Raw genomic sequence first — 18,836 nt, forward strand, 5'->3', positions numbered from 1 at the left:
GGGTTCCCCGATCAGGCCGTCACGTGCCGTTTGATGCGGGCGATCAGGTCGTCCGCGTCCACGGGCTTGGTCACATAGTCGGTGGCGCCCGAGGCGAGGCTCTTCTCCCGGTCGCCCGGCATCGCCTTCGCCGTCACCGCCACGATCGGGATCGTGGCGTGGTCCGGCATCGCGCGGATCTTCGCGGTCGCGGTGTAGCCGTCCATCTCCGGCATCATCACGTCCATCAGGATCAGGTCGATGCCGGGGTGGGTCGCGACCGTCTCGACGCCCTTGCGGCCGTCCTCGGCGTGCAGCACCTGCATCCCGTGCAGCTCCAGGATCCCGGTGAGCGCGTAGACGTTGCGCGGGTCGTCGTCGACGATCAGCACCGTGCGCCCGGACAGCGTCGCGTCGACGTCGGCCGCCCGCACCGGGGTGGCCTGCTCGTCCGGGCGGACCAGCGGCAGCACCGCGCCCGGCTTCTCGGCCGACAGGTGCAGCGCGATCCGCTCCCGCAGCTCGTCGAGGCCGGACAGGACCTCCAGCGAGTGGACGTCCGCCCGGGACTGCAGCAGCTGCTCCAGCTCGACGTCGAGGCGCCGGCTGTTGTGCGCGAGCACCGGCACCAGCCGCAGCGCGGCGTCGCCCTGCATCGCGTCGAGGAAGCCGAACGCGGACCGCTCCGGCAGGTCCAGGTCCAGCACCACGCAGTGGTAGGCGTCGGTGGCCAGCGCGGCCGCGGCCTCCTGGGTGCCGACGGCGGTGACGACCTCGACCTCGGCGGGCGAGATGCCGATGTCCCGGCTGTCGGCCAGGTCCGCGGCGGCGCTCTCGGCGACGAGCGTCAGCAGGCCGTGCTGGCGCTCCTCCACCACCAGCAGCCGCCGGTGGGCGCGCGCGGCCGGCACGACCAGCCCGGCTCCGGTGTCCCCGGCCGTCACCGCCGTCCGCGCGTCGTCCGCCGGGCGCGTCTCGAAGTCCGGGCGCGCGACCGGCAGCGAGAAGGTGAACGTGCTGCCCTCGCCGGGGGTGCTCTCCGCGGTGATGAACCCGCCGAGCAGCTGGGCGATCTCGCGGCTGATCGACAGGCCCAGCCCGGTGCCGCCGTACTTGCGGCTGGTCGTGCCGTCCGCCTGCTGGAACGCGCCGAAGATCGACTCCAGCTGGTGCTCGGCGATGCCGATGCCGGAGTCGGCGACCCGGAAGGCCACAGCGGGCCCGTGCGCGCGCAGCGGCCGCGGCAGCCGGTCGGGCTCCACCGGCTCGATGTGCAGCTCGATCACGCCGACCTCGGTGAACTTCACCGCGTTGGACAGCAGGTTGCGCAGCACCTGCCGCAGCCGCGAGTCGTCGGTGAGCAGCTCCGCGGGCGAGCCGGGCGCGACCGTGATCCGGAAGTCCAGGTTGCGCTGCGAGGTCATCGGCCGGAACGTCGCCTCGACGTAGTCCAGCAGCTGCCGCAGCGCCACGCGTTCCGGGGTGACGTCCATCTTCCCGGCCTCGACCTTGGACAGGTCGAGGATGTCGTTGATCAGCTGCAGCAGGTCCGACCCGGCGGAGTGGATGATGCCCGCGTACTCGACCTGCTTCGCGGTGAGGTTGCGGGTCGGGTTCTGCGCGAGCAGCTGCGCGAGGATCAGCAGGCTGTTGAGCGGGGTGCGCAGCTCGTGGCTCATGTTGGCCAGGAACTCCGACTTGTACTTCGACGCGAGCGTCAGCTGCTGGGCGCGGGCCTCCAGCTCCTGGCGGGCCTGCTCGATCTCCAGGTTCTTCGTCTCGATGTCGCGGTTCTGCGTGACCAGCAGCGCCGCCTTCTCCTCCAGCTCGGCGTTGGACGACTGGAGCTCCTCCTGGCGCGCCTGCAGTTCCTGCGAGCGGGCCTGCAGTTCGCCGGTCAGCCGCTGGGACTCGCCGAGCAGCTCGTCGGTGCGGGCGTTGGCGACGATGCTGTTGACGTTGACGCCGATCTGGTCCATCAGCAGGTTGAGGAAGGCCCGGTGCACCGCGGTGAAGCCGTGCATCGAGGCCAGCTCGATCACGCCGAGCACCTGGTCCTCGACGACGATCGGCAGCACGATCAGGCTGGCCGGCGCGGTGCGCCCGAGGCCGGAGGAGATCGTGGCGTAGCCGGGCGGGACGTCGTCGACCACGATGGCGCGGCGGCTGCGCGCGGCCTGCCCGACCAGGGACTGCCCGACCCGGAACCGCACCACCGGGCCGTCGCCGTCGTCCGGGTGGCCGTACCCGCCGACGAGGCGCAGCTCCGGGATCTCGGCGGTGTCGTCGGCCAGGTAGAACGCGCCGTACTGGGCGTTGACCAGCGGGACCAGCTCGTCCATCACCGCGGCCGCGACGACGGCGAGGTCGCGGCGGCCCTGCATCAGCCCGGTGATCGTGGCCAGGTTGGACTTGAGCCAGTCCTGCTCCTGGTTCGCCCGCGTGGTCTCGCGCAGCGACTCGACCATCGAGTTGATGTTGTCCTTCAGCTCGGCGACCTCGCCGGAGGCGTCGACGGTGATCGAGCGGGTCAGGTCGCCTTCGGCGACCGCGCTGGTCACCTCGGCGATCGCGCGGACCTGGCGGGTCAGGTTCCCGGCCAGCTCGTTGACGTTCTCGGTCAGCCGCTTCCAGGTGCCCGACACGCCCTCGACCTCGGCCTGCCCGCCGAGCCGGCCTTCACTGCCGACCTCGCGCGCGACGCGCGTGACCTCCGCGGCGAACGCCGAGAGCTGGTCGACCATCGTGTTGATCGTGGTCTTGAGCTCGAGGATCTCGCCGCGGGCGTCGACGTCGATCTTGCGGGTCAGGTCGCCCTGCGCGACGGCGGTGGTCACCTGGGCGATGTTGCGGACCTGCCCGGTGAGGTTGTTCGCCATCGAGTTGACGTTGTCGGTGAGGTCCTTCCAGGTGCCCGCGACGTTCGGCACCCGCGCCTGCCCGCCGAGCATCCCCTCGGTGCCGACCTCGCGGGCGACACGCGTGACCTCGTCCGCGAACGCCGACAGCGTGTCGACCATCGTGTTGATGACGTCGGCCAGCGCGGCGACCTCGCCCTTGGCCTCGACGGTGATCTTGCGGGACAGGTCACCGCGGGCGACCGCCGTCGCGACCTGGGCGATCGAACGCACCTGACCGGTCAGGTTGGACGCCATCACGTTGACGTTGTCGGTGAGGTTCTTCCACGTCCCCGAGACGCCACGGACGGTGGCCTGGCCGCCGAGGTTGCCTTCGGTGCCGACCTCGCGCGCCACGCGCGTGACCTCGTCTGCGAACGCCGAGAGCTGGTCGACCATCGTGTTGATGGTGTCCTTCAGCTCCAGGATCTCGCCGCGCGCGTCGACCCGGATCTTCTGGGACAGGTCACCGCGGGCGACCGCGGTGGTGACCTGCGCGATCGAGCGGACCTGCGCGGTCAGGTTGTCGGCCATGACGTTGACCGACTCGGTGAGGTCCTTCCAGGTGCCGGAGACGCCCTTGACGTCCGCCTGACCACCGAGGCGGCCTTCGGTACCGACCTCGCGCGCCACGCGGGTGACCTCGTCCGCGAACGCGGACAGCTGGTCGACCATCGTGTTCAGCGTGTCCTTGAGCTCCAGGACCTCGCCGCGGGCGGTCACGTTGATCTTCTGGGACAGGTCGCCCTTCGCGACGGCCGTCGCGACCTGGGCGATGTTGCGGACCTGGTCGGTCAGGTTGCCCGCCATGAAGTTCACCGAGTCGGTGAGGTCGCGCCAGGTGCCGGAGACGCCCTTGACGTCTGCCTGACCACCCAGGCGGCCTTCGGTACCGACCTCGCGGGCGACGCGCGTGACCTCGTCCGCGAAGGACGACAGCTGGTCGACCATCGTGTTGATCGTGCTCTTGAGCTCGAGGATCTCGCCCCGGGCGTCGACCGTGATCTTCTGCGACAGGTCGCCCTTCGCGACCGCCGTGGTCACCTGGGCGACGTTGCGGACCTGGTCGGTCAGGTTCCCGGCCATGAAGTTCACCGAGTCGGTGAGGTCGCGCCAGACGCCGCCGACGCCGGGGACCTGCGCCTGGCCGCCGAGCCGGCCCTCGCTGCCCACCTCGCGCGCCACGCGGGTGACCTCGTCGGCGAACGACGACAGCTGGTCCACCATCGTGTTGACGGTGTCCTTCAGCTCCAGGATCTCGCCGCGCGCGTCGACGTCGATCTTCTGCGACAGGTCGCCCTTCGCGACGGCCGTCGCGACCTGCGCGATGTCACGGACCTGGGTGGTGAGGTTGCCGGCCATGGCGTTGACCGAGTCGGTGAGGTCCTTCCAGGTGCCGGACACGCCGGGGACCTTCGCCTGGCCGCCGAGCTGGCCCTCGCTGCCGACCTCGCGCGCGACGCGGGTGACCTCGGAGGTGAACAGGGACAGCTGGTCGGCCATGCCGTTGAAGACGGTGGCGATCTCGCCGAGCAGGCCGTCGGTCTCGCCCGGCAGCCGGATGCCGAAGTCGCCGTCGCGGACCGCGGTCAGGCCGGCCAGCAGCCGGCGCAGCTCCTGCTCCCCCGCCTCGCCCACGCCTGCGACTGCGCCTTTGGCACCCGGGCGCACGCCGTCGACCATTGCCCCACCCATCCGCCACCCGTTTCCTCGGTTGTCGGCGCCCCGCGCGCCGTGCCCGGAGTCGCACCGGATGGCCCAGCATAGTGCAGGTGCCTTAAGCTGAGGGGCAACGGTTGAGCAACCAGCCGCGCCCGGACCCGTGCGCGCAGTCGAGGCGGTGCTCGCGAACCTTTCCGTTCCCCTGCAGGCCATCCGGCCCCGTTGACCCGTTCGGCTGAACGCGGGCGGCGCGCGTACGACCGCGCCGCCGATGTTGTCGTGCCCGCCGTCTTCAGTCCATTGTGGACTTCGGTGGGATCCACTGTGGATGATCGGCCTCCGGCGCGCCGACGTACGCCCGGAAGTGGCCCCCCGGACAATTTGTAGAGGTCGTTCGTAGAGGTTGTCGCTGTCGCGTCCGGCGGCCCGCCGCGAAGATCGGCGGTGCCGCAGTCCCGGACGAGGAAGGCATCGGTGACGACCGCCTGGAGGCTCCTTTCGGCCGCGTTGCTCGCGGCCGCGCTCGCCGCCGTGCCCCCGACCGCGGGCGCGGACGAGGCGCCGCGGCCGCTGCTCGTGCAGCGCGTCCGCGTCACGGTCGAGGTGCGGTGCGCGCCGCGGACCCCGCACCTGGTCACCTGCGCCGCCGTGCTCCGGCCGCGGCCGTTCCTGACCGCCGTGCCGGCCGCCGCTATCGGCGCTGCACCAGCTCCAGGTCCGCTCGGACCGCTGCGGCGCGCTCCTCACCGCCGTACTCCCGCATCATCGCCAGGGCTTCGGTGAGCACCTCGCGGGCCCGCTCGTGGTCGCCGGCCCCGAGGTGGGCGCGGCCCAGCTCGGCGAGCGTCATCGCCTCGTACAGGCGGACGCCGGCCTCGCGCCACAGCCCGGCGCTGCGGCGCAGCTCCCCGGCGGCGTCGGCGTGCTGCCCGGTGTCGCGGTGGACCAGGCCGATCCGCATCCAGCCGTAGGCCATGCCCCGCAGGTCACCGGTGTCCTCGGCGACGGCCACCGCCTCGGTGGCGTACTTCAGCTCGCGTTCCCGGTCGCCCTGGCGGCCGTAGAGCACGCCGAGGTTGACGAGGTTGAGCGTCTCGACGTGACGCAGGCCCAGCGACCGGTTGAGCGCGAGGCTGCGCTCGCCGAACCCGATGGCCGCGTCGAGGTCCTCGCCGAGGCCGAACACGAAGCAGAGGTTGTTGAGGATGCCCGCGAGCTGGCGCGGGTCCCCGATCGCCTCCCAGTCAGCGAGGCTGTGGCGCAGGTGCGCGTGCGACCGCCCGAAGTCGGGCGCCTCGCCGCCGTGGACCAGCTCGGCCTCGGCGACCCCGAGGTCGCCCCGCAGGGTCGCCGCGGCCACCCGGTCGACGCCGTCGACCAGGTCGAGGGCCAGTTCGTCGACGCGGATGGCGTCGCGCCAGCGGGCCCGCGCCCGGTGGTACTCGAACAGCCCGAGCCCGACGGCGGCGATCGCCTCGGGCGGCACCCCCGGGGTGGCGGCGGCCTGGCGCACGACGGTGACCAGGTGCGGCTGGTGCGCGTCGAGCCAGCCGAAGACCTCGTCGACGGTGGCCGGGACCTCCCCGCCGGCCCAGCGCCCGGCCGCCCAGTCGTGGCGGTGCGAAGCCGCCGAGACCAGCGCCATGCTCCGCCACGCCATCGCCGCGCACAGCTCGACGACCCGGGTGATTGCGGCGGCCCGCTCGGCCGCGGTCAGCCGCTCGGCGTGTTCCCGGGCGTAGAGGCGGAGCAGGTCGTGCAGCCGGTACCACCCGGGCGCCGGTGTGGTCAGCAGGTGCTCGTCGGTCAGGCGTTCCAGCAGCTCCTCGGTCTCGCGTTCCGGCGCGTCGAGCAGCCGGCCGGCCACCGCGACCGACAGCTCGGAGACGTCGAGCAGGGACAGCAGCGGGTACGCGCGGGCCGCGGCCGGATCCCCGGCCGCCAGGCGGCCGAACGCGAGCTCGAAGCTGGTCCGGACGCCGGTCTCGTCGAGCCGGCGGCGTTCGTCGTCGAGCCGGTGGGCCAGGTGGGCGACCGGCCAGTTCGGGCGGGTCGCGAGCCGCGCCCCGGCCAGGTGCAGGGCGAGCGGCAGGTACCCGCAGAGCCGGGCGACCGACCGGGCGGCCGCGGGTTCGGCGGCGACCCGCTCGGCCCCGATCTCCGCCGCCAGCAACCGCAGGGCGTCCGCCTCCGGCAGGACGTCGAGCAGGACCTGGTGCGCCTGCGGCAGATCGGGCAGCGCGGCGCGGCTGGTGACGATCGCGCCCGAGCCGCCGCCCCCGGGCAGCAACGGCGCGACGTGCGCGGCGTCGCGGGCGTTGTCGAGCACGAGCAGCACACGTTTCGCGGCGAGCAGCGACCGGAACCGCGCCGACGCCGTCTCGAGCGACAGCGGGGTCGGCGGTTCCCCGCCGAGCTCCCGGATCAGCCGGTCGAGCAGGTCCAGCGGATCCGGCGGGTCGGCGGCGTGCCCGCGCAGGTCCAGGTGCAGCGAGCCGTCGGGAAACCGCCGGGCGAGCCGGTGCCCGGCGTGCAACGCCAGCGCCGTCTTCCCGATCCCGGCCATCCCGGCAACGGCCACCACGGCGGCCGGCCGCGCTTCGAAGCAGGCCAGCACCCGTTCGATCTCGGCGTCCCGCCCGGTGAACGCGGCGACCTCCCCGGGCAGCTCCCGCGGCACGACCCCCGGTTCGGGCTTGGGACTCGTGGGCCGCGCGGCGGCGGTGGCGAAGGCGTCCCGGTCGTCGCCGGCGAGGCCGAGGGCGTCGGCGAGCCGGTCGAGGGTGGCGCGGTGCGGAAACCGCCGATCCCCGCGTTCGAGCGCGCCGACGGCCTGCCCGCTGAGGCCCGACTTCTCGGCGAGCGCCTCCTGGGTAAGCCCCGCGGCACGCCGAAGACGGCGCAACCGCGCCCCGAACGAGTCCATCTCCCCTCCCCCTCCGGCATCGAGCATCACATGGCGGCTGGGTCGCGCGCTACCGCCGGAATTGTCGGTCCCGTTCGTTACGGACGCGGCGAACGATCACGAGTAGCGCATTGGGACCGACCCGACGTTTGGTCGGTGCTGCCCGAGCACTACGTGCAGTAGCCGGTCCGCGGGCCCCTGAACGGAGGTTTCCCCGCCCCGAAGATCGTATATTATTTGCGATATGACCAGCATCGCGCGGCCCGGCAAGATCATCGCGCTGCACCTCAACTACCGCTCCCGCGCCGCGCAGCGCGGGCGGGTCCCCGAGCAGCCGTCGTACTTCCTCAAGCCGCCGACGTCCGTCGCGGCGAGCGGCGACGTCCTCGAGCGGCCGTCGGGCACCGAGCTGCTCGGCTTCGAAGGCGAGATCGCGCTGGTCATCGGGCGGCTCGCCCGCCGCGTCGCTCCCGAGGACGGCTGGTCGTACGTCTCCGGCGTCACCGCGGCCAACGACTTCGGCGTCTACGACCTGCGCTACGCCGACAAGGGCAGCAACCTCCGCTCGAAGGGCGGTGACGGCTTCACCCCGCTCGGCCCGGCCGTCCTGCCCGCCGCGGACGTCGACCCGGCCGCGCTGCGGCTGCGGACCTGGCTCAACGGCGCCCTCGTCCAGGACGACACCACCGCCGGCCTGCTGTTCGGCTTCGGGCGGCTGGTCGCCGACCTCTCGCAGCTGATCACCCTCGAACCCGGGGACGTCCTGCTCACCGGGACACCCGCGGGCGCGTCGGTCGCCGGGCCCGGCGACGTCGTCGAGGTCGAAGTCAGTGCCGGCGGGCACAGCACCGGCCGTCTGGTCACCCCGATCGCCGAAGGGACCGTCCCCTTCGGACCGTTCGGCGCGCTCCCCCGGACCGGCGAGGAGCAGCGCGCGGACGCCTACGGGACGTCCGGACCGGCCTTCACGCTGAGCCCGGAACTGCGGGAGCGGATCGAATCCGTCGGCACCGCAACACTTTCCGTCCAGCTGCGCAAGCACGGATACCACGACGTCTTCATCGAGGGCCTCACGTCGACGCGCCCGGGCACCCGGCTGACCGGCCGCGCGCGGACCCTGCGGTACCTGCCGTACCGCGAAGACCTGTTCCGCGCGCACGGCGGCGGCTACAACGCGCAGAAACGCGCGATCGACGCCCTCGGCCCCGGCGACGTCCTGGTCATGGAGGCCCGCGGGGAACGCGGCACCGGCACCGTCGGCGACATCCTGGCGCTGCGCGCGCAGGTCAACGGCGCGGCCGGGATCGTCACCGACGGCGGGGTCCGGGACCTGGCGGCGGTGTCCGCTTTGGACATTCCCACCTACCACGCCGGGCCGCATCCGGCGGTGCTCGGACGGCGGCACGTGCCGTGGGAGGCCGACGTCGCGATCGCCTGCGGTGGCGCGGCCGTCTGCCCCGGCGACGTCATCGCGGGAGACGGCGACGGCGTGCTCGTCATCCCGCCGCACCTGGTCGAGGAGGTCGTCGACGCGGCGATCGAGCAGGAGCGGCAGGAGACGTTCATCGCCGAGCAGGTCGCCGCCGGTGAGCGCGTCGAAGGGCTCTACCCGATGGACGAGCACTGGCGCGGGAAGTACGCCGCGTGGCTCGCGCAAGGCCGCCCCTGACCAGGAAGGAACCCCATGCGATTCCGCTCCGACCCCCAGGCGATCCGCGGGTCGATCGCGCCGCTGATGACGCCCTTCACCGCCGACGGCGCGGTGGACCACGACGGCCTCGCCAACCTGGTGCGCTGGCAGCTCGCGTCCGGCACCCACGGCATCTCGGTCGGCGGCTCCACCGGCGAGCCCGGCTCCCAGACGGTCGCCGAACGCGCCGAGGCGATCCGCACGGTCGCCGCCGTCGTCGACGACCGTGTCCCGTTCGTCCCGGGCACCGGATCCGCGAAGCTGGACGAGACCCTGGAGCTGACGGTCGCCGCGCGCGACGCCGGGATCGACGCGGCGCTCGTCATCACGCCCTACTACGCGCGCCCGACCCAGGACGCGCTGTTCGTCTGGTACCGCACGGTCGCCAACGAGGTCCCCGACCTGCCGATCGTCGCCTACAACGTGCCGAGCCGGACCGCCGTGGACCTCGCGCCGGAGACCGTCGCGCGGTTGTTCCGCTCGTGTGACAACTTCGTCGGGATCAAGGAGACGACCAAGGACTTCGAGCACTTTTCGCGGGTGCTGCACCTGTGCGGGCGCGAGCTGGTCGTCTGGTCCGGGATCGAGCTGCTCGGCCTGCCGCTGCTGGCACTCGGCGGCGCGGGGTTCGTCAGCGCGACGGCCAACATCGCACCCGCCGCCTGCGCCGAGATGTACGAGGCCTGGCAGGACGGCGACCACGAACGCGCGCGGGAGCTCCACTACGGCCTGCACCCGCTGGTCGACCTGCTGTTCGTCGAGACCAACCCGGCGCCCGGCAAGTGGGTCCTCGAACACCGCGGGCTGATCGGGTCCGGGCACGTCCGGCCGCCGCTGCTCCCGCCGTCCGAAGCCGGGCTGGCCCGCATCAAGGACTTCATGGCCGAAGGCGCGAAGTACCTCTCGCCGACCGAAGGCTTCACCATGGAGGGGAAAGCATGACGCACCATGTCCCGGAAGGGCTGCCGGACGCGCTGAAGCACTACGTCGGCGGGCAGCTCGTCGACAGCGTCTCGGGCAAGACCTTCGACGTGCTCGATCCCGTGTCGAACACCCCGTACGTGACCGCGGCCGCGGGCCAAGCCGAGGACGTCGACCGGGCCGTCGCCGCGGCGCGGAAGGCGTTCGTCGACGGCCCCTGGCCACGGCTGGTGCCGCGGGCGCGGGCCAGGGTGCTGAACCAGATCGCCGACGCCGTCGAGGCCCAGGACGCGCGGCTGGCCGAGCTGGAGACGTTCGACACCGGCCTGCCGATCACCCAGGCGCTGGGCCAGGCGCAGCGCGCGGCCGAGAACTTCCGGTTCTTCGCCGACCTCGTGGTCGCGCAGGCCGACGACGCCTACCAGGTGCCGGGGCGGCAGCTGAACTACGTGCACCGCAAGCCCGTCGGGGTCGCCGGGCTCATCACGCCGTGGAACACGCCGTTCATGCTGGAGAGCTGGAAGCTCGCGCCCGCGCTGGCGGCCGGCTGCACGGTGGTGCTGAAGCCGGCCGAGTTCACGCCGCTGTCGGCGAGCCTCTGGGCGGAGATCTTCGCCGGCGCGGGCTTGCCGGAAGGCGTGTTCAACCTGGTCAACGGCTTCGGCGAGGAAGCGGGCGACGCGCTCGTCAAGCACCCGGACGTCCCACTGATCTCGTTCACCGGCGAGTCGACGACCGGCCAGACGATCTTCCGCAACTGCGCCACCGGGCTCAAGGGCATGTCGATGGAGCTGGGCGGCAAGTCCCCGGCGATCGTCTTCGCCGACGCCGACCTGGACGCCGCGCTCGACTCGACGTTGTTCGGGGTGTTCTCCCTCAACGGCGAACGCTGCACCGCGGGCAGCCGGATCCTCGTCGAGCGCCCGATCTACGCCGAGTTCTGCGAGCGGTACGCCGAGCGGGCGCGCACGATCGTCGTCGGCGACCCGCACGACCCGGCCACCGAGGTCGGCGCGCTGGTGCACCCCGAGCACCACGCCAAGGTCATGCGCTACGTCGAGCTGGGCAAGTCCGAAGGGCGCCTGCTCGCCGGCGGCGGGCGTCCGTCCGGTGTGGATGGTGGCAACTACGTCGCGCCGACCGTGTTCGCCGACGTCGCGCCGGACGCCCGGATCTTCCAGGAGGAGATCTTCGGCCCGGTCGTCGCGCTGACGCCGTTCGACACCGAAGCGGAAGCCCTGGCGCTGGCCAACAGCGTCAAGTACGGCCTCGCCGCCTACCTGTGGACGTCGAACCTGGAGCGCGCGCACACCTTCGCGCAGTCGGTCGAGGCCGGGATGGTCTGGCTGAACTCGCACAACGTCCGCGACCTGCGCACGCCGTTCGGCGGGGTCAAGGCGTCCGGGCTCGGCCAGGAGGGCGGCCACCGCTCCCTCGACTTCTACACGCACCAGCAGGCGATCCACGTCTCGCTCGGGCCTGTGCACCCGCCTCGCTTCGGCAGCGTCCGGAAGGGCCAGTCATGACCGCCGCCCCGCCGGACGTCCTCCGCTGCGCGTACGCCGAACTGGTCGTCACGGACCTGGCCGCGTCCCGCGCCTTCTACGTCGGCGTGCTCGGCCTCGTGGTGTCCCATGAGGACGAAGACGCGCTGTACCTGCGGGCGTTCGAGGAGTACCTGCACCACTCGCTGGTGCTATGGAAGGGTTCGGCACCCGCCCTCGCCGTGCTCGGCTACCGCGTCCGGAGCGCGGCCGACCTCGACCTCGCCGAGGCGTACTACCGCACCCTCGGCTGCCGGGTCGAGCGTCGCGCGGCGGGCGCGACCCGCGGCCTCGGCGAGGCGGTCCGCGTCGAAGACCCGCTCGGCTTCCCGGTGGAGTTCTTCTGCGAGGCCGAGCACGTCGAGCGGTTCACCCAGCGCTACGACGTCCACGGCGCCGGCGCGCTCTCGCGGCTGGACCACTTCAACCTCGACACCCCGGACGTCCCGGCCGCCCGGAAGTACTACGAGGGCCTGGGTTTCCGCGTGTCGGAGGACATCCAGGACGACGAGGGCACGGTCTACGCGGCCTGGATGTTCCGCAAGCCGACGGTGCACGACGTCGCCCTCACCGGCGGCGACGGCCCGCGGCTGCACCACATCGCGTTCGCGAGCCACGAGCGCACGCAGATCCTGCACCTCTGCGACCACCTGGGCGCGCTGCGGAAATCCGGCACGATCGAACGCGGGCCGGGCCGCCACGGCGTCTCGAACGCGTTCTACCTCTACCTCCGCGACCCCGACGGGCACCGGATCGAGATCTACACCCACGACTACTACACCGGCGACCCGGACAACCCGGTGATCACCTGGGACGTGCACGACAACCAGCGCCGCGACTGGTGGGGCAACCCGGTGGTGCCGAGCTGGTACGCCGACGCGTCCGCGGTGCTGGACCTCGACGGGAAGCCGCAGCCGCTGACCGCCCGGGCCGAGGCTCGCGAAGCCGACGTCACCATCGGCGCCGACGGCTTCTCGTACGCCTCGGACGACACGGAGTTCAAGCTGGGCGAGCAGGTTTGAGCCACCGGGTGTACCACTCGCGGGTGCGGTGCAGGAAATCGAGCTGGTGCTCGCGGCCGCGCAGCGAGTGGTTCTCCCCGGGGTAGACGGCGAACTCGTGCTCGACGCCGAAGTGGCGCAGCGCGCGGTGGAGGAACTCGGCCTGCGAGAGCGGCACGTTCGTGTCGTCCTCGCCGTGCACCAGCAGGATCGGCGTCCGGATGTCGGCGGCGTAGGAGATCGGGCTGTTCCGGTCGTGGCGGTGCGGGCCCGGGCCCTCCCAGCCGATGCTGCCGCCCAGCGCCGCCTCGAACGGCGGGCCTTGCTCGCCGGTGGCGGCCAGCATGCCCCAGTCGCTGATGCCCGCGTTGACGTACGCCGCGGCGAAGCGGTCACTGCGCGCGGCCGCCCAGGCGGCGAGGAACCCGCCGTGGCTGCCGCCGCCGATGCCGAGCCGGTCCGGATCGGCGACACCGGCGTCGATCAGCAGGTCGATGCCGGTGAGGATGTCCGTCCACTCGGCACCGCCGACCTCTCCGGCGACGGATACGGCGAACGCGTGGCCGTGGCCCTGGCTGCCGCGCGGGTTGGGCAGGAAGACGGCGAACCCGTCTTCGGCCAGCCACCGCGCCTGCCGGTGCCAGCCGACGACGAAGCGGTCGGACCAGCGGTCGTAGGGGCCACCGTGCACGAGCGTGACCAGCGGAAACGGGCCGTCCTGGCGGGTGGTGCCGGGCGGGAGGACGAGGAGGCCGTCCAGCTCCAGGCCGTCGGCGGCGCGGTGGGACAGGCGCTCCTGCGGGCCCCAGGTCCGGGCGCGCAGCTCCGGGCTGACGTCGGTGAGCCGGGTCAGCGGGCCGCCCGGAGGTCCGGTGTGGACGTCGTCGGGCTCGGTCGCGGTGCTCGCGACCACGGCCACGACACCGCCGCCGTGGCTCAGGAACTCGAGGGAACCCGGCGCGCGGGCGATCTCGGTGAACCGGCGGGTGGCCGGGTCGAGCCGCCGGATCGTGGTGTCGAGACCTTCGGCGAACAACGCGAGCGGCGGCCCGTCGTCGACCTGGACGAGGTCCACCGGGCAGACGCTCATCCCCTCGGTGAGGTTGGTGCCGTCCTCGGCGTCGAAGATCGCGTCGCCGCCGACGAGTCCGGGCGGGGTCCGGCCGCGGTAGAGGAGGCGGTCACCCCACCAGGTGAGCGCGGACGCCTCGACGGCCGGGGCGGGGAGGTCGCGGCCGCCGACCAGGTGGAGCCGCGGTTCGAGCATGCCAGGACACGGGTCGGCGACCGGCCAGGTCAGGACGGCGAGCGGGCCGGCGCCGGGGTGGGCGGCGGCCTCGACGACGTGCCGGTCACCGAGGTCGCCGTGCGGACGGACCTCGCCGGTGGTCAGGTCGAGCAGCCACAGCCGGTCGGGCGGTTCCGGCGCGCGCAGGTACGGGTCCCCGGGCGGCTCTTCGCCGGGCCCGATCAGGACGGCGAGGTCGCCGGGCAGCGGGACGCAGGCGGTGACGGCCCGGTCCGCCAGGCGTTCGGCGTCACCGGTGAGCGCGATCCGGTGCGGCCGGGCGTCCGCGAGGAAGAAGACCGAGCCGGAGTCCGGCGCCCATCGCGGTGCTTCGGCGGTGCCGGCGAGCTTGCGCGGTGGCCCGCTGCCGTGGGCGGGGACGAGCCACAGCTCACCGGCCGCGTGGCCCCGGGTCGTGGCCAGGTAGGCGACCCAGCGGCCGTCGGGGGAAACCCGCGGCTCGCGGGGCAGGATCCGGTCGACGATCGCTTCGGCGCTCAAGTTCCCCACGAACGCAGTCTTCCAGCCATCCGCGCGGCGGGCGGCGCCGAACCCCTCGTGGGTGCGTCCGGTGCGAGGGAGCGAGCGATGAACGGCGAGACACTTCCCCCGGGCTGGGACCTGGTCGTGGAGCGGCTCAGCCTGCGGGTCGCCACGGCCGCCGAGCTGACCGTCGACCTGACGACGCGGCCGTCGCTGCGCCGCATCCGGTCGACCGTCGCCGGCTGCCTCGGCTTCGGCCGCACCAAGGAGGAGCCGCTCGGCGCGGTGCTGCTCGTCGTGGACGAACTGGTGGGCAACGCCTACGACCACACCGCGCACCCGGCACGGCTCAAGGTGACGCGCGAGCTGCGCGGACTCTTGGTCGAGGTGTCCGACGAAGAGCCGTCGGTCGAGCGCGTCGCGGCGGGCGGTGGTCACGGCCTGAAGCTGGTCGACCAGCTGTCCCTGGGCTGGGGCGTGCGCGCGACCGAGCCGGGCAAGACCGTGTGGGCTCTCGTCCCGGCCCAGCTGTTCCGCGAGCACTGACGGCTTAGGCTCGTTCCCCGGCGACGCGCATGCCGTCCGTGCAGGTCACGGCGCACATCGGGTGGTCGGCGAAGTCAGCCGGCCGAGAGCGCGCCGAGCAGTTCCTCGTGACGACCTGCTTCGCGCAGCACGGGCGCTTCGAGCGTCCCGGCTTCCGGGTCGCCGGCGCGGACCGCGGCGAGGAACCGCACCACCGCACGCGGTTCCGGGAGCACCTCTCCCCCGAGGTAGGCGAGGACGACGGCTTCCCGGCCGGTGTCCTCCAGCGCCGCCGCCCAGCCGTGCGCCTCGTCCCAGACGAGGGCGAGATCGTGGCCGGGGAACCGGCCCAGGCGCCAGTCCAAAGCCACGTAGGCCGACACCGGGGTGTCGAGGTCGATCGTGCAGGACTCCGGCCCGACCCCCACGGCCCGGGCGACCGCACCCAGGTATCCGCGCAGTCGCCGCTCGAACGAGAACTCCGTGTCGCGCCCGAAATCGATCTGAATGCTCAACGCCGCCTCGCTTTCCCCATCGGCCGCGGGATCTTCCGCCGCCCGATCGCGGATACCCCGCGCCCGGATGGATCAACCGCGCGATGAGGCACCGGTTCCGGCCGACGGGACAGCGATGAGACAGGCACGGTGCGCCCCCTTCCCCCGTGAGGCAGGATCGGGGGGTGACGATCGATCAGGCCGGTGCGCCCCAGGCCCGCCCGGGCCCGGCCTTCCCCGAACACGAAACCCGCGTCGACGACCTCCGGCGCCAGCTGGCCGCGGTGGCCGGTGAAGCCACGGTCCGGCTGGCGAAGCGGACGTCGAACCTCTTCCGGTCCCGGGCCTCGGCCCAGCACCCTGGTCTGGACGTCTCGGGTTTCACCCACGTGCTGCGCGTCGACCCGGAGACGCTGACCGCCGACGTCGAAGGGATGGTCACCTACGAGCAGCTGGTCGACGCCACGCTGCCGCACGGGCTGATGCCCCTGGTGGTGCCGCAGCTCAAGACCATCACGCTGGGCGGCGCGGTGACCGGCCTCGGCATCGAGTCGAGCTCCTTCCGCAGCGGCATGCCGCACGAGTCGGTGCTGGAGCTGGAGATCATGACCGGTGACGGCGGCATCGTCGTCGCCACGCCGGACAACGAGCACCGCGACCTCTTCCACGGCTTCCCCAACTCCTACGGCACCCTCGGGTACGCGCTGCGGCTGCGGATCCAGCTGGAACCGGTGAAGCCGTTCGTGAAGCTGCGCCACGTCCGCCACCACGACCGCGAGACGTACTTCGCGGCCCTCGGCGAGGTCTGTACCAATCGGGTGTACGAGGGCGAAGCGGTGGACTTCGTCGACGGCACGGTGTTCGGCCCGGACGAGCTGTACGTGACGCTGGGCACCTTCACCGACAGCGCTCCCGAAACCAGCGACTACACCTGGCTGGACATCTACTACCGCTCGATCCAGCGCCGCGAGACCGACCACCTCACCGTCCGCGACTACCTGTGGCGCTGGGACACCGACTGGTTCTGGTGCTCGCGCGCCTTCGGCGTCCAGTCGCGGCTGCCGCGGCTGCTGATGGGCCGCCGGCTCCTGCGGTCCTCGGTGTACTGGAAGCTCGTCGCGCTCGACCGCCGCTTCGGGATCGCCGCCAAGCTCCTCAAGCTCCGGCGGATGCCGCCCGAGGAGACGATCGTGCAGGACATCGAGGTGCCGCTGGCCCGGGCCGCGGAGTTCCTCGAGTTCTTCGAGCGCGAGATCCCGATCAGCCCGGTGTGGATCTGCCCGCTGCGCCAGCGGCCCGGCGGGGTGCGCTGGCCGCTGTACGAACTGGACCCTGACGAGCTGTACGTCAACTTCGGGTTCTGGTCGGCGGTGCCGCTGGACCCCGGTGAACGCGACGGCGTCCACAACCGGATGATCGAAGCCGAGGTCACCCGCCTCGGCGGGCACAAATCGCTCTACTCGGACAGCTTCTACTCCGAGGACGAGTTCTGGCGCCTCTACAACGGTGACGCCTACGGGGAGCTCAAGCGGGCCTACGACCCGGCCGCCCGGCTGCTCGGCCTCTACGAAAAGTGCGTCCGGCGCCGGTGAACGCCGTGAAAGGAACAAAAGTGACCAAGGCAAGCATCCCGGTCGGCGAAGTCTTCGAGCGCCTGCTCGGCCCGAGCTCCACCGTCTCCATCACCGCCTACGACGGCAGCGGCACCGGCCCGGCCGACGCGCCGGTCGCCATCGAGGTCCGGTCGCCGCTCGCGCTGGACTACCTGATGTCGTCCCCGGGCGACCTCGGCCTGGCCCGCGCCTACGTCGCCGGGGCGATCGAGGTCACCGGCGACCTCTACACGGCGTTGCACGCGCTCGCCGCCCAGGTCGACCAGCTGACCCCGGCCGACCGCGTCTGGATGCTGCGCAAGCTCGGGCCCGCCCACCTGCGCCGCGTCCAGCCGCCCGCCGAAGAGCTGCCGAACCGGTTCAAGCGGAGCCTGTCCGGCCTCCGGCACTCCAAGGAGCGCGACAGCAGCGCCATCTCGAACCACTACGACGTGTCCAACCGGTTCTACGAGCTGGTCCTCGGCCCGTCGATGGCCTACACCTGCGCCGTGTTCCCCGACGACGGCGCCACCCTCGAGCAGGCCCAGGAGCACAAGTTCGACCTGGTCTGCCGCAAGCTCGGCCTCAAGCCGGGGATGCGGCTGCTCGACGTCGGCTGCGGCTGGGGCGGGATGGTCGCGCACGCCGTCCGCCACTACGGCGTCGAGGCCCTCGGCGTCACACTTTCGCGTGAACAGGCGCAGTGGGCGCAGAAGAACATCGTCGCCCTCGGCCTGGCCGACCGCGCCGAGATCCGGCACCTCGACTACCGGGACGTCACCGAAACGGACTTCGACGCGATCTCGTCGATCGGGCTGACCGAGCACATCGGCGCCCGCAACGTGCCGGGGTACTTCCGCTTCCTGGCGGCCAAGCTCAAGCCGCACGGGCGGCTGCTCAACCACTGCATCACCAACCCGGACTCGAGCGTCGCGCACCGCTCCCGCGGGTTCATCGACCGGTACGTCTTCCCGGACGGCGAGCTGGAGGCCCCCGGTGAGCTGATGACGGCCATGCACGACGCCGGCCTCGAGGTCCGGCACTCGGAGAACCTCCGCGAGCACTACGCGACCACCCTGGCCGGCTGGTGCGCCAACCTCGACGAGCACTGGGACGAGGCCGTCGGCGAGGCCGGCGCGGGGCGCAGCCGGGTCTGGGCGCTCTACCTCGCAGCCTGCCGGCTGGCCTTCGAACGGCGGGAGATCGAACTGCACCAGATCCTCGGGGTCCGCACCGACAACCAGGGTGGAATGGGCATGCCGCTGCGGCCCGACTGGGGTGTTTGAGACCGGGCGTGCCTCTTGCGCGAGGTTCTGCGAGGATAGTCACCGAGACCGGGCGTCCGAACGGGGCGGCCAGGCTCACTATGAAGAGTAGGTATGGGTATGGCTCAGGGCAGTGTCAAGTGGTTCAACGGTGAAAAGGGCTTCGGCTTCATCGCTCAGGACGGCGGGGGTCCGGACGTGTTCGTCCACTACTCCGAGATCCAGGGCACCGGCTTCAAGTCGCTCGACGAGGGCCAGCGTGTGGAGTTCGAAATCGGCCAGGGCCAGAAGGGCCCCCAGGCCCAGCGGGTCAGCGTCATCTGAACCACGCGACATGGAATGCCCTCGCCCCCTCGGGGCGGGGGCATTCCCCTTTTCTGGGGTCTTCAGCGGTTGGACGTCGGGAAGCGGCGGCCGGGCGTGCCGCGCTCGTCGCAGTACGCCTGTCAGGACCGCGGTGTCTCCTTCGGTCGTCCGGTTGGACCTGGGCCTTCTGCCGCGGCTGGTCGTGAGTGTTTAGAAGGGTTCTAACCCTTCTAAACACTCACGACCAGCAGGCCTGGGTCGCGTGCGATAGCTGGCGGGCGCTC

Annotated in this window: 12 protein-coding genes; 8 read left to right on the forward strand and 4 right to left on the reverse strand. The window is 72.2% G+C overall.

Features of this window, described 5'->3' with window-relative positions; all coding sequences use genetic code 11:
• Positions 1 to 11: 11 nt before the first annotated feature.
• Entirely contained in the window at positions 12 to 4,559 is a 4,548-nt protein-coding gene (locus VA596_RS46365; protein WP_323336833.1) for a HAMP domain-containing protein, read from the reverse strand.
• A 670-nt stretch (positions 4,560 to 5,229) separates the two neighbouring features.
• Positions 5,230 to 7,464 (reverse strand): helix-turn-helix domain-containing protein, encoded by a 2,235-nt coding sequence (locus VA596_RS46370; RefSeq protein WP_323336695.1) that lies wholly within the window; start codon positions 7,462 to 7,464, stop codon positions 5,230 to 5,232.
• A gap of 223 nt (positions 7,465 to 7,687) precedes the next feature.
• Between VA596_RS46370 and VA596_RS46375 the strand changes: the two genes are divergently transcribed.
• The 4 genes from VA596_RS46375 to hpaD are packed head-to-tail and all read left to right on the forward strand — an operon-like array spanning position 7,688 to position 12,620.
• Positions 7,688 to 9,112, forward strand: coding sequence for a fumarylacetoacetate hydrolase family protein (locus VA596_RS46375; protein ID WP_323336697.1), 1,425 nt, complete (start codon positions 7,688 to 7,690; stop codon positions 9,110 to 9,112).
• Positions 9,113 to 9,127: 15 nt separating this feature from the next.
• A complete protein-coding gene (gene dapA / locus VA596_RS46380) occupies positions 9,128 to 10,075 on the forward strand; it encodes a 4-hydroxy-tetrahydrodipicolinate synthase (protein WP_323336698.1) in 948 nt (315 codons plus the stop codon).
• Entirely contained in the window at positions 10,072 to 11,580 is a 1,509-nt protein-coding gene (gene hpaE / locus VA596_RS46385; protein WP_323336700.1) for a 5-carboxymethyl-2-hydroxymuconate semialdehyde dehydrogenase, read from the forward strand. The genes dapA and hpaE overlap by 4 nt, the downstream gene beginning before the upstream one ends.
• Positions 11,577 to 12,620 carry a 3,4-dihydroxyphenylacetate 2,3-dioxygenase gene (hpaD, locus tag VA596_RS46390; RefSeq protein WP_323336702.1) on the forward strand — a complete coding sequence of 348 codons (1,044 nt, stop codon included), beginning with the start codon at positions 11,577 to 11,579 and terminating at the stop codon, positions 12,618 to 12,620. Before hpaE ends, hpaD begins: the two co-directional genes overlap by 4 nt.
• Here the strand turns inward: hpaD and VA596_RS46395 are convergent.
• Positions 12,598 to 14,397 carry a S9 family peptidase gene (locus tag VA596_RS46395; RefSeq protein WP_323336704.1) on the reverse strand — a complete coding sequence of 600 codons (1,800 nt, stop codon included), beginning with the start codon at positions 14,395 to 14,397 and terminating at the stop codon, positions 12,598 to 12,600. The two genes, hpaD and VA596_RS46395, sit on opposite strands and share 23 nt — an antisense overlap.
• A gap of 78 nt (positions 14,398 to 14,475) precedes the next feature.
• Here VA596_RS46395 and VA596_RS46400 point away from each other — a divergent pair, with 78 nt between their 5' ends.
• On the forward strand, positions 14,476 to 14,916 hold the full coding sequence (locus VA596_RS46400) for an ATP-binding protein (RefSeq protein WP_323336706.1): 441 nt from the start codon (positions 14,476 to 14,478) through the stop codon (positions 14,914 to 14,916).
• A gap of 74 nt (positions 14,917 to 14,990) precedes the next feature.
• Here the strand turns inward: VA596_RS46400 and VA596_RS46405 are convergent, their stop codons facing one another.
• Positions 14,991 to 15,410 (reverse strand): DUF6292 family protein, encoded by a 420-nt coding sequence (locus VA596_RS46405; RefSeq protein ID WP_323336707.1) that lies wholly within the window; start codon positions 15,408 to 15,410, stop codon positions 14,991 to 14,993.
• Between the two features lie 164 nt (positions 15,411 to 15,574).
• Here VA596_RS46405 and VA596_RS46410 point away from each other — a divergent pair, with 164 nt between their 5' ends.
• From VA596_RS46410 to VA596_RS46420, 3 genes are all read left to right on the forward strand, one after another.
• Positions 15,575 to 16,981 (forward strand): FAD-binding oxidoreductase, encoded by a 1,407-nt coding sequence (locus VA596_RS46410; protein ID WP_323336710.1) that lies wholly within the window; start codon positions 15,575 to 15,577, stop codon positions 16,979 to 16,981.
• Positions 16,982 to 17,001: 20 nt separating this feature from the next.
• Positions 17,002 to 18,267 (forward strand): cyclopropane-fatty-acyl-phospholipid synthase family protein, encoded by a 1,266-nt coding sequence (locus VA596_RS46415; protein WP_323336711.1) that lies wholly within the window; start codon positions 17,002 to 17,004, stop codon positions 18,265 to 18,267.
• Positions 18,268 to 18,366: 99 nt separating this feature from the next.
• On the forward strand, positions 18,367 to 18,570 hold the full coding sequence (locus VA596_RS46420) for a cold-shock protein (protein WP_086680104.1): 204 nt from the start codon (positions 18,367 to 18,369) through the stop codon (positions 18,568 to 18,570).
• The last annotated feature ends 266 nt before the right edge of the window (positions 18,571 to 18,836 follow it).

The organism is Amycolatopsis heterodermiae, assembly GCF_034929455.1.
Taxonomy (GTDB): Bacteria; Actinomycetota; Actinomycetes; order Mycobacteriales; family Pseudonocardiaceae; genus Amycolatopsis; species Amycolatopsis heterodermiae.

Coding starts and splice junctions, on each gene's coding strand:
- VA596_RS46365 (WP_323336833.1), bottom strand. CDS start 4,559: ATGGTCGACGGCGTGCGCCCGGGTGCCAAAGGCGCAGTCGCAGGCGTG.
- VA596_RS46370 (WP_323336695.1), bottom strand. CDS start 7,464: ATGGACTCGTTCGGGGCGCGGTTGCGCCGTCTTCGGCGTGCCGCGGGG.
- VA596_RS46375 (WP_323336697.1), top strand. CDS start 7,688: ATGACCAGCATCGCGCGGCCCGGCAAGATCATCGCGCTGCACCTCAAC.
- dapA (WP_323336698.1), top strand. CDS start 9,128: ATGCGATTCCGCTCCGACCCCCAGGCGATCCGCGGGTCGATCGCGCCG.
- hpaE (WP_323336700.1), top strand. CDS start 10,072: ATGACGCACCATGTCCCGGAAGGGCTGCCGGACGCGCTGAAGCACTAC.
- hpaD (WP_323336702.1), top strand. CDS start 11,577: ATGACCGCCGCCCCGCCGGACGTCCTCCGCTGCGCGTACGCCGAACTG.
- VA596_RS46400 (WP_323336706.1), top strand. CDS start 14,476: ATGAACGGCGAGACACTTCCCCCGGGCTGGGACCTGGTCGTGGAGCGG.
- VA596_RS46420 (WP_086680104.1), top strand. CDS start 18,367: ATGGCTCAGGGCAGTGTCAAGTGGTTCAACGGTGAAAAGGGCTTCGGC.